We start from the raw sequence: 8,492 nt of genomic DNA, 5'->3' as shown, positions 1-8,492 counted from the left end.
GGCGGCGGGAGGTTTCCCGCCGCCGCCCGCTCTGTTCGGCAACTCGGGCCGGGGCGTGCGCAATTGCGTGGACGGCGGATGTCCGGCTCGGTTAGCCTGCGGATCATGTCCAGCCCCGAGTCCTCAAGACGCTAGCCACCGGGCGCCGCCCGGTGGCTCCTCGCGTTGCCGCCGCGCGGCCCCTGTGGTGCCGCGCCTCGTCGGACCGACGTGCCGCTCCGGCCCGTTGTGCCCGCTCGCGCGCCGAGGTTCTCTCCCCCGCCACCGGATCGCCGCCCGTACGGCAGGTCTTGTCATGCGGTAGCCGGGGCTGCCGCTTCCCCGTCGGCCGTGCCGGTTGTACCGGTCCCTCCCGACCCGTGTCGGCGCCCCTGTCGAAGGCGCCGTACCGGTCCGTGCCGACCCGTGGTGTGGTTGCGGAGTTGAGTGATGCCATTCGTTCTGTACGTGCTCGCGCTGGCGGTGTTCGCGCAGGGCACATCCGAGTTCATGCTGTCCGGGCTGATGCCGGACATCGCGCGTGACATGCAGGTGTCGATCCCGGTCGCGGGCTCGCTGACCTCGGCGTTCGCGGTCGGGATGATCGTCGGGGCGCCGCTGATGGCGCTGCTGAGCCTGCGCTGGTCGCGGCGGCGCGCGCTGCTGGCCTTCCTGACGACGTTCCTTCTCGTCCATGTCCTGGGCGCGGTCACCACCAGCTTCGGGGTGCTGCTCGCCAGCCGGGTGGTGGCGGCGCTGGCCAACGCCGGGTTCCTGGCGGTGGCGCTGGCGACCGCGGCCGGCCTGGTGGCACCGGACGCCAAGGGCCGGGCCACCTCCGTCCTGCTGGGCGGCACCACCCTCGCCTGCGTCGCGGGCGTTCCGGCGGGCGCCGTGCTGGGGCAGCAGTGGGGCTGGCGCGCGGCGTTCTGGGCGGTGGCGCTGGTGTCGCTGCCGGCGGTGTTCGCGGTTCTGCGGTCGGTGCCGGGCGGCGCCGCCGTCTCCCTCGCGGCTGGTGCCGGTGCCACCCCGCGTGCGCGCCGTGAGCTGCGTGCGCTGCGCGGCCCGCGGCTGCTGGTGACCCTGCTGCTGTGCGCCCTCGTCAACGGCGCGACCTTCTGCACCTTCACCTACCTCGCGCCACTGGTCACGCAGGTCACCGGGTTCGGCGCCGCCGGGGTGCCGGCCGCGCTGGCGCTGTTCGGGATGGGCTCGTTCGCCGGTGTCACCGCCGGCGGACGGCTGGCGGACGCCCGGCCCCGGCAGCTGCTGCTGACCGGCGGGGTGGCCCTGCTCCTGGGCTGGGTGCTCTTCGCGCTCACGGCCGGGAACGCGGTGGCCACCGTCGTGCTGGTCCTCGTTCAGGGCGCGCTCTCCTTCGCCGTCGGCGCCACCCTGATCTCCCAGGTGCTCTACGCGGCGGCCGGGGCACCCACCCTGGGCGGCGGGTTCGCGACGGCCTCGCTCAACGTGGGTGCCGCGATCGGCCCGTGGTGCGGCGGCATCCCGCTGGCCGCCGGGCTCGGCTACCGCGCTCCGCTGTGGGTCAGCGCCCTGCTGGTGGCGCTGGCGCTGGTCGCCGACGGGGTGGCGGAGGCGGTACGCCGCGCCGCCGCCCGCGGCCGTCGGCTCCCCGCGACGGCGGGCTAGCGGTCACCCGGCGGGACAGCGTCACACCGCCCCCGCGTACTCCCGCAACCGCTCCAGTTCGGCGGCCACGTCGGTGAGGGTCGCGCAGTCGGGGACCGGCCCCAGCGCGGGCGGCGGGGTGCCGGTGGCGCGGTGGCGGCGCGGGTCCTCCAGGGCTCCGGCCATGGCGGCCAGGGCATGGCAGAGCCGTTCGGCTTCGCCGGGGTCGGGGCGGCGGGCGCCGTGGTCGAGGCGTACGGCGCAGGCGGTGGCGGCGTCGACGATGCGTTCGGCGGCGGCGATGACGGTCAGCCAGTCGGGCACCCGGTCGCGGGCGGGGCGCAGCTCGGCCGCGGCGGTCTCCGCAGCCGCCCGCGCCTCGGCCAGCGCCCGGTAGGCGGCCCGGCGCAGCGCCAGCCGCTCGGTGGGGTCGGCGGGGTCGCCGTCCGGGCGGGGCGCGAGGACGTGGCGGAGGAAGCGTTCGGTGGCGCGCAGGGCCGCGGTGACCCGCTGGCCGACCCGGCGGCGCGGGTCCGCGAGCCGGGGCAGATGACCGACGACGAGGACGATCGCGCAGGCGATGGCGGTGTCCACGATCCGTTCGGCGGGAGCCTGCCGGGCGCCGCCGGCGTAGACGAACGACAGCACCATGAGGGTGATCGCGCCGGTCTGGAGGGCGAAGTGCCGGGTGGCGAACGGCAGTAGCGCGCCGCCCGCCCCGGCCACCAGCGCGGGCCACCAACTCCCCGAGAGCAGCAGTCCGGCCCCGGCGAAGACCAGTACGCCGCCCGCGGTGCCGGTGAAGCGGTTCACCGTGCGGGAGAACAGCGGGCCCAGGTCCGGCTTGACGAGGAAGGTGACGGTCGTGGGGAGCCAGTACCAGTGGTCGGCGCGCAGCAGCAGGGCGACGGCGGCGCTGGCGCCGATGCAGACGGCGACCCGCAGCCCGTAGTCCCGCCCGGCGGGGCCGAGCGCGGCGCCCGCCGCGGTCCCCGTGGCCGGTGCCGCGAACGACGGCCGCGGCAGGGGCCGTTCGCGTGCGAAGGCGACCGCGGCGTCCAGCAGGGCGTGGTCGAAGGCCCCACGCGCCGCGGAACTGTTCTCCGGGGCGGACAGCCGGCCCGGCGGGCGCCCGGTGCGCAGCGCCTCGGCGAACCGCCGGGGGCTTTCCGCGACCCGCGACGGCAGCGGGCGGGCCTCCCACAGCAGCGCGACGCTGGCCTCGCACAGCGCGGTGGCCGCGGCGAGGCGTTCGGCCAGCAGCAGCTCTTCCGTACGGGCGGGCCGGCGCAGCAGCCGGCTGGTGAGGCGGCGCAGTCGCAGTGTCTCGTCGGCGCGGTCCAGGGCGGCGGTGAGCCGGCGCCGGGCGGGCTCCGCACCGGGTCCGCCGACCGCCGCCAGGGCGTCGGCGAGCGCGTCGAAGACCGCGGCGACCGCCGCCCGCTCGCCGCGCAGCGCGCCGCCCGCCGGACGCGGAGTGCGCAGGACCAGCCGCAGCAGGAGCAGCCAGAGGCAGCCGGCGAGGACATACAGCGCCTTCGCCCAGGGCGCGCCGGGCAGCGGCATGCCCGCGCCGAGCACGGTGGCGGCCAGCATCTGCATGCCGGCGGTGGAGCGCACCGGCCCGGTGACGCTGACCGCCCCGGAGACGAACCCGACCGCGCAGAGCGCCGGCACCAGCCACCAGCCGGCGTCGACCGCCCGCAGCGAGCCGCCCAGCAGCATCCCGAACGCCGCGGCCAGCGCGGGCAGTCCGATGTGGACGACGCCGGTGCGCCGGGTCCCGGGGCGGTCGTTGACGCCGGCCAGCATGGAGCCGAGCGCGGCGAGCACACCGGGCGCCGGGTGCCCGGTCGCGATCCCCGCGGCGAGCAGCGGCCCCGCGCAGAGCGCGCCCCGGACGACCGCCGGCCACGGCACGGGCAGCCGCTGCCAGCGGAAGGGGTGGGCGAGCCAGGCGGGCACGGCGCGCTGGGCGCGGGGCATGGGTCTCCTCGGGCGATGGCGTGGGTACGCGGATACGGGTGGCGGGATCCGAGGGGCGTCATCGGCCGACGGTGCTGCCACCAGCGTAAGGTCCGAGTCTGTCCGGGCCGCTGCCGGAGGGTTACCCGAAGATCACGGGAGGGCGCGCAGATGGCGAAGAGCATGGCGGACACCGCCGGGAACGCCGGGGTGTGTGTGGTCGGCGGCGGGGTGATCGGCCTGACCTCGGCGGTCGTGCTGGCCGAGAACGGGTACCGGGTGCGGCTGCTGACCCGCGACGCGGCCGGCGACACGACGTCGGCGGTGGCCGGGGCGCTGTGCTGGCCCTACCTGATCCAGCCGTACGAGGACGCGGTGCGGTGGTCGCTGCGCTCCTTCGAGGTGCTCGCCGGGCTGGCGGAGCGGCCGGCGGAGACCGGTGCGCGCATGGTGGCCGGCACCATGGCGGAAATTGCCGCCGACCCGGGCCCGGACGGCCTCGCCGCCTGGTACGACGCGGTCCCCGGGATGCGGCCCGCGCGCCCCGACGAGCTGCCCGAGGGGTACGGTTCCGGCCGGCGGGCGCGCACCCCGCTCGTGGACATGCCGACCCATCTCCGGTATCTGGAGCGGCGGTTGGCGGCGGCCGGCGGGGTCGTGGAGCGCCGCGCGGTCGCGTCGCTGGCGGAGGCTGGCCGGGGCGCCGGCACGGTCGTGAACTGCTCCGGTCTGGGTGCCCGCGAGCTCGTCCCGGATCCGCAGGTGCACCCGGTGCAGGGGCAGTTGGTGATCGCGGAGAACCCCGGCATCGACACCTGGCTGGCGACCGCGGACTCCGCGGCGGCCGAGACCGCCTACGTCCTGCCGCAGCCCTTCGGGGTGGTCCTGGGCGGTACGGCGCGCGAGAACGCCTGGTCGCGGGAACCGGACCCGGCGGTGGCGGAGGCGATCGTGGCGCGCTGCGCACGGTTCTTCCCCGCGCTGGCCCGGGCCCGGGTCCTGGCCCACCGGGTGGGGCTGCGCCCGGCCCGTCCGGCGGTGCGGCTGGCCGCGGAACGGCTGCCGGACGGGACGCGGTGCGTCCACAACTACGGGCACGGGGGCGCGGGGGTGACCGTGGCGTGGGGGTGTGCGGACGAGGTGCTGCGGCTGGTGCGGGCGGGCGGCGCCGCTCAGGAGCCCGTCGGCGTCCCGGCACCGGGCTGACGGCGGGCCCGTCCGCCGGGCAGCGGCCGTACCGTCGCCCGCCGCGGCTGCCTCGGCGGGACGGCAGCCGGCCCGGCGCCTGTCGCAGGGCGCCGGGCCGGCCGTCTCGGCGCCGGTGCGGGCGCCGTCACGAGGGGTGCCTCCCTTCGGTCACGGGGTGGGGATGGCGGTCACGGGGTGGGAATCTCGGTCACGGGGTGGGGATCGCGTGCGCGGTGGCCGGCACCCCGCCGGTCAGCGGGAGCCGCGCCGCGGTGCGGGACAGGTCGAGGGTGAGCCGCGGGTGGGACGCGGGCGGGTCGATCAGTCCGGCGTCGGTACCGGCCACGATCAGCGCGAGCCGGTGCCCGGCGGGCACGATGTGGTCGGTGGCGGCCAGGTCGAGGGTGATGGTGTACGGCTTGCCGGGGGTCAGCGGGCGCCCCTTGCCGGGATCGGCCCAGTGGCCGAGGTCGGCCCAACCGCGGCTGAAGACCGTGTAGCCGGCCTTCTCGACATCGGCGGCGGTCTCCTTGAAGCAGCCGGTGTCGCCCTTGTTGCCGGCGCCCCAGCAGGTGCGCTTGTCGAGGGTGACGATGCCCTCGCCGTCGGCCGCGTAGTTGCGCAGGGTGGCCGGACCGAGGTCGACCAGGACGGCGGAGAGATGGGCCGAGGAGGTGCTGGGGGTGGCGGTGACGGTCACCGTGCCGGAGCCCGACAGCCGCAGCGGTGCGGTCAGCGGCCCGGTGGTGAACCCGACCTTCGCGGGCGTCGCCTGGTCGATGTGGGCGGCCCAGTCCGTCTCGCTCTGCTTGGGGTCGTCGGTGACGGAGGCGGTCGCCCCCTTCGGCGCGGGCTGGGCGCCCAGGACGCCGACGCCCGCGGTGGTCCCGTTGCGGGGGTGCAGGACGACGGACGCGGTGCCGGCCGCCGGCCAGCGCGCATCCGTCGACCAGGTGTCGGGCGCCCGCTCGATGTCGGCCATCGGGGCGCGCTCGATCCCGTTGTCGTAACCCATCAGGTAGTGGTCGAACCACTGGTGCAGGGTGTGCACCCAGTCCGCGCGGCGGTAGTCGAAGGGGTCGACATGGCCGGTCTGGGAGAGCCAGATCTTGCGCTGGACGCCGTGCCGGGCGAGCGCGTCCCACCACTGGCCGAAGTGCTTGGTGCGGACGTTGAGGTCCTGCATCCCGTGGACGAGGAAGACGCTGGCGCGGACCTTGCCCGCGTTGCGGACGTAGTCCCGCTCGGTCCACAGGCCGGTCCAGTCGCCGTTGCGCGGGGCGCCGTCGACCAGCTTCTTCTGTACGGCGGCGCAGTGTTGCTGCGCGCCGGGGCTCTCGACCTCGTGGGCCAGTTGGTCGGGGCCGGAGTTGTAGAGAGGGGCACCCTTGGCGAAGTAGTAGTCGTACCAGGAGGAGATGCCGGAGATCGGGACGATGGTCTTCAGGCCGGGGACTCCGGTGGCCGCGACGCCGTTGGCGATGGTGGCGTCCCAGCTCTTGCCGATCATGCCGGTGCTGCCGTTGGACCATCCGGCGGCGACGGGTTTGCCGCCGGTGCGGGCGGTGTAGGCGCGTCCGCGGCCGTTGAGCCAGTCGACCACGGCCTTGGCGGACTGGATGTCGGAGCGCCCGCCGACGTCGACACAGCCGTCGGAGCGATTGGTTCCGGCCAGGTCGACGAGGACGACCGCATAGCCGCGGGGCACGAAGTAGTTGTCGTAGAAGAGCGGGAACTGGACCGGGCGGCCCTGGGCGTCGTAGGTCTTCTTCTGGCTCTCGTTGCCGCGCCCGCAGCAGGAGTAGTAGGGGCTCGCGTCCATGATCACCGGTATCCGGTGGCCCTGGCGGGCGGGTTCGGAGGGGCGCATGATGTCGACGGCGACCCGGTCGGCGTGCCCGTCTCCGTCGCCGTCGAGCCGGGTGTCCACCCAGACCGATTCGCGGATCGCGTGGTCGTAGGAGTAGACGGGGCCGCTCTCGCCGGAGGAGGGGGCCGCACCTGCCGGGTGCGGGGCGATGAGCAGCGCGAAGAGGGCGAGGGTGATCGCCACCACGAGCGATTTCCAGGGGATGTGGGGAATTCCCGTACGTATCGTCACGGGCGGACGGTAGCGCGGGTCAACTCCCGTGCAGAAGGGGGTTTTCCGAGGTCCGTGTCGACCAGATGTCGGTCATGTGTCAGGTGAGGCCATGGACATGACGTTTCCCGGATGAGTACATAAGGTCCGAAGGGATCCACCTCCCCTACGAGTTGGAGGACTCGTGCGTCACAGACTCCTGGTCCCGGGCGCTGCCGCGCTCAGCCTGCTGCTGGCGATCCCGGCATCAGCCGCTGACTTCACGCCGGGCGCCCCGGGTGTGGGCGACAGCTACTACCCCTACAGCGGCAACGGCGGGTACCGCGTCTCCCACTACGACCTGCGGCTCAAGTACCAGCCGAAGACGGACCTGTTGGAGGGCACGGCGACGCTCCTCGCCAAGACCACCCAGGACCTCTCCCGCTTCAACCTGGACTTCGGCCTCAAGGTCGGCGAGATCCGGGTGAACGGCAAGAAGGCCACCTTCGCCACCTCCGGCAAGCACGAGCTGGAGGTCACTCCGGCCACGCCGCTGGAGAAGGGCAAGGACATCAGCGTGGTCGTCCGCTACGCGGGCAAGCCCTCGGAGCTGAAGATCGACGGCTTCACCGCCTGGGCCCGTACGCCCGACGGCGGGGTGGTGGCCCAGGAGCCGGACTCTGCCGTGTGGTGGTTCCCGAGCAACGACCACCCCAGCGACAAGGCGACGTACGACATCTCCATCGCGGTCCCGGACGGCACCCAGGCGCTCAGCAACGGCGTGCTGGCCTCGCAGACCTCCAAGCTCGGCTGGACGCGCTACAACTGGCGCTCGGACAAGCCGCAGGCGACGTATCTGACGACGCTGGCCATCGGCAAGTTCGACATCACCACGGACCGGACCACCGACGGCCTGCCGGTGATCAACGCGGTCAGCCCGGACCTCGGCGCGAACCTGGGGTCGGCGCGGGCGAGCATCGAGCGCACCACCGAGGTCACCGAGTGGCTGGAGAGCATCTTCGGCCCGTACCCGTTCAACTCGGTCGGCGGCTACGTCCCGAACGTCCCGGCGCACTACGCGTTGGAGACCCAGACCCGCCCGTTCTACGGCAAGGCGGCCTTCGACAAGGGGACCAACGTCTCGGTCGTGGTGCACGAGCTGGCTCACCAGTGGTACGGCGACAGCGTCTCGCTCAAGGACTGGAAGGACATCTGGATCAACGAGGGCTTCGCCGCCTACAGTCAGTGGCTGTGGTCGGAGAAGGAGGGCGAGGGCACCGCGCAGCAGCTCGCGGACTACGTCTACGCCCAGCACCCGGCGAACGACCCGTTCTGGACGGTCAAGCCGGGTGACCCGGGCGCGGACAAGCAGTTCGACACGGCCGTCTACGACCGCGGTGCGCTGGCCATCCAAGCGCTCCGCAACAAGGTCGGCGACAAGGTCTTCTTCGGCATCCTCAAGTCCTGGCCGACGGAGAACAAGTACGGCAACGCCTCGGTCGCGGACTTCGTGGCGTTCGCCGAGAAGAAGTCCGGCAGGCCGCTGGCCGACTTCTTCCACACCTGGCTGTTCCAGCCGTCCAAGCCCGCGGCGGGCGCGGGTGCACGGGCGTTCGCCGCCTCCGGCCTCGTCGCCCAGCCCAAGTCCTGGAAGCAGATCGCGGCCACCCAC

5 protein-coding genes are annotated in these 8,492 nt (G+C 74.2%); 3 read left to right on the top strand and 2 right to left on the bottom strand.

The genetic code is table 11. From position 1 onward, the window contains the following. Nucleotides 1–429: 429 nt before the first annotated feature. A complete protein-coding gene (locus ACO1BR_RS19055; protein ID WP_426796264.1) occupies nt 430–1,629 on the top strand; it encodes a Cmx/CmrA family chloramphenicol efflux MFS transporter in 1,200 nt (399 codons plus the stop codon). Nucleotides 1,630–1,650: 21 nt separating this feature from the next. Here the strand turns inward: ACO1BR_RS19055 and ACO1BR_RS19050 are convergent, their stop codons facing one another. After that, the gene (locus ACO1BR_RS19050; protein WP_426796263.1) at nt 1,651–3,594 is read right to left on the bottom strand and encodes an FUSC family protein; all 1,944 of its coding nucleotides are present in this window, start codon (nt 3,592–3,594) and stop codon (nt 1,651–1,653) included. Nucleotides 3,595–3,744: 150 nt separating this feature from the next. On the opposite strand from ACO1BR_RS19050, the gene ACO1BR_RS19045 reads away from it, so the two are divergent. Continuing rightward, nucleotides 3,745–4,779, top strand: a complete 1,035-nt coding sequence (locus ACO1BR_RS19045) for an FAD-dependent oxidoreductase (RefSeq protein WP_426796262.1) — start codon at nt 3,745–3,747, stop codon at nt 4,777–4,779. A 190-nt stretch (nt 4,780–4,969) separates the two neighbouring features. Here ACO1BR_RS19045 and ACO1BR_RS19040 read toward each other — a convergent pair whose 3' ends face one another. Beyond that, the gene (locus tag ACO1BR_RS19040) at nt 4,970–6,856 is read right to left on the bottom strand and encodes a Xaa-Pro dipeptidyl-peptidase (protein ID WP_426796328.1); all 1,887 of its coding nucleotides are present in this window, start codon (nt 6,854–6,856) and stop codon (nt 4,970–4,972) included. 169 nt (nt 6,857–7,025) lie between these two features. On the opposite strand from ACO1BR_RS19040, the gene ACO1BR_RS19035 reads away from it, so the two are divergent. After that, nucleotides 7,026–8,492: M1 family metallopeptidase (locus ACO1BR_RS19035; RefSeq protein WP_426796261.1), on the top strand; the 1,467-nt coding region annotated here is incomplete at its 3' end.

Origin of the sequence: Streptomyces sp. YGL11-2, assembly GCF_050054615.1 — a bacterium.
Taxonomy (GTDB): Bacteria; Actinomycetota; Actinomycetes; order Streptomycetales; family Streptomycetaceae; genus Streptomyces.
The sequence above is the reverse complement of the archived record's forward strand: the minus strand, read 5'-3'. Positions and strand labels throughout refer to the sequence as shown.

Coding starts and splice junctions, on each gene's coding strand:
- ACO1BR_RS19055 (WP_426796264.1), top strand. CDS start 430: ATGCCATTCGTTCTGTACGTGCTCGCGCTGGCGGTGTTCGCGCAGGGC.
- ACO1BR_RS19050 (WP_426796263.1), bottom strand. CDS start 3,594: ATGCCCCGCGCCCAGCGCGCCGTGCCCGCCTGGCTCGCCCACCCCTTC.
- ACO1BR_RS19045 (WP_426796262.1), top strand. CDS start 3,745: ATGGCGAAGAGCATGGCGGACACCGCCGGGAACGCCGGGGTGTGTGTG.